Genomic DNA, 2,374 nt, shown 5'->3' on the forward strand with positions numbered 1-2,374 from the left:
GCCATGGGCCATTCTTTATTTAATTAGTGTTGCACTTAAAGTGTAAATTCAAGCCATAAAAATAGAGCCTCCCATTGTCTTGGATAACAAAAGGAGACCCCCACTTAGGCTTCACTTAACATCTTTCCTACGCTGGCGTTAACCAGATCAGGTTCGAAGGGTCCAGAAATTACTTCTGTCTCAGCCAAATGGCTCCCCTAATGTTATCTAAACATTATTTAAAATTGCAATGAACATTATACGTGAAAATTAAGCCCCTGTCATTATTTATTCGGAAATGATCTTCCCAACCGAGGCTTAGCTGGGTGACCCCGTCGTTGCGCCAGCCTTAAATTCGCTAATTACCTGCAAGAATTCTGCACCATACTTAGTCATTTTACTCTCGCCAATTCCTTTGACGTCTAACATTTCAGCCTCGGTGGTTGGCATGACTGCACTCATTTCGTGTAAGGTCTTATCAGAGAAGATCACAAATGGCGGCACACTTTGCTTTTCGGCAAAAGAACGCCTGAGTTTTCGCAGCTCTTCAAATAAATCATCATTCTCAGGCAACGCTTTAGCCGCCTTAACGGACGTTTTCCGGGAAACTTTTTGTTCGCCTTTCAATACCGCCAAGCCCAACTTTGAGACTTTCAAAACTGGGAACTGGCCACCCGTCGCAACCAGGTAACCGGCTGCCGTGAGATAATCAATTAATTCAACAATCTTCTTTTGAGACTGACCTTTCATGATGCCGTAAGTTGACAACTGGTTAAAACGGAAGTTGGTCACTTTTTGTGAGTTGGAACCCGCCAATACCAACGCCACCAAACTTTTGCCAAAGTGCTCATTCATTCGGTAAACACACGACAATACTTTTTGGGTATCAACGGTGATATCCTGCGATTCGCGGGTATCAAGACAGTTGCTGCACCGCCCACAGGCTGGACCTTCTTCGCCAAAATAGTTGAGAATAAATTGTTGCAGGCATTGTTCCGTATTGGCGTATTCAGTCATCACCTGTAACTTCTGATACTCGCGTTGCTTGCTCTGTTGGTCACGCTCAGATTGGTCAATAAAGAAACGTTGGGTTTGAACATCGCCAATCTTGAACAATAAAATTCCTTCACTTGGTAGGCCGTCTCGACCAGCCCGGCCAGCTTCTTGATAGTAGGCTTCCAAGCTGCCTGGAACAGAATCGTGAATCACAAACCGGACGTTACTTTTATCAATTCCCATGCCAAATGCGTTGGTTGCGACCATCACTAATGCCCGATCGTAAAGAAAATCATCTTGATTTTGCCGCCGAACTTCCTTTGAGAGGCCACCATGATACATGGTAACTGAAAAATGATGCTTTTTCAGCAATTTGGTTAACCGCTCAACTTCCTTACGGGTACTGGCATAAATAATCCCAGACTCAGTCGCATTCAGCTTCAAATAATCCAGTAAATAACGATCACTGTCCTGATCCTTTACGACTTTAAATGATAAATTATCCCGTTCAAAGCCAGTCTTAACTTCCTCCCCAATCGCCAAGCGCTGTTTAATATCTTCAGCAACTCGTGGTGTGGCAGTGGCGGTGAGGGCCACAATCGTCGGGTTAGAGGGCAGTTGATCGAGCCGATCGGTCAGTGCCAGATAGCTTGGCCGGAAGTCATGACCCCACTGGGAAATACAATGCGCTTCATCGACGGCCACCAAATCGATTGGTAATTTTGCCAATCGGAAAAATGCCCCGGAATCCAAACGTTCCGGTGACACGTACAACAACTTAATTTCACCGTTGGCTGCTTGAGCAAACCGCGCATCAATCTCATCATAATCCAGGCTGCTATTAATAAAGGTGGCCGGAATGCCATTTTCATTCAAAGCATCAACCTGGTCCTTCATCAGCGCAATCAATGGCGAAATCACCAGTGTCACGCCGTCAAGCAGCATAGCCGGAATTTGGTAACAGAGTGATTTCCCGCCACCAGTGGGCATAATGGTCAACACATTTTGATGAGCCAAAATATCATTAATCACCTTTTCCTGTCCCGGTCGAAACTGATCGTAGCCAAATTTAGTTTTAAGTAATTCTTGAGGTGTCATGTAGCCAGTCCTTTTCGTTTTAGTCACTTAATATAGTATACGAAAAAAACGCGTTTGTTTCATTGGAAAAGAATGAAGGTTGGTATTTTAATTGAGATAAGACTGGGGCAATGGGCGTTTTGAGGCTGAGACATTAGTCGGCAAAGTGCTTATAAATGCAACTTGGTTTTCACTTCATATATTGATAAAACTTGCGACAAACGGCTGATCGCTGCCATTTAAGCAAAAAAAGTAATGCATTCCACAATGAACTGAACCCCTTGAATTGGAGAAATCTAATTCAAGGGGTTTTATTATGTTT

General features: G+C 43.9%; 1 protein-coding gene and 1 riboswitch. The gene reads right to left on the minus strand.

Annotated features, from left to right (window positions below):
- Positions 1 to 106 precede the first annotated feature (106 nt).
- Positions 107 to 209: riboswitch (TPP riboswitch) on the minus strand.
- Positions 210 to 297: 88 nt separating this feature from the next.
- Positions 298 to 2,073 (minus strand): DNA helicase RecQ, encoded by a 1,776-nt coding sequence (gene recQ, locus FD12_RS07695; RefSeq protein ID WP_056982469.1) that lies wholly within the window; start codon positions 2,071 to 2,073, stop codon positions 298 to 300.
- Between the last annotated feature and the right edge of the window lie 301 nt (positions 2,074 to 2,374).

Origin of the sequence: Lentilactobacillus rapi DSM 19907 = JCM 15042 (assembly GCF_001436255.1) — a bacterium.
Classification (GTDB): Bacteria; Bacillota; Bacilli; order Lactobacillales; family Lactobacillaceae; genus Lentilactobacillus; species Lentilactobacillus rapi.

Bases quoted from the DNA above. Each gene is read 5' to 3' on its own strand.
- recQ (WP_056982469.1), bottom strand. From the start codon at position 2,073: ATGACACCTCAAGAATTACTTAAAACTAAATTTGGCTACGATCAGTTT.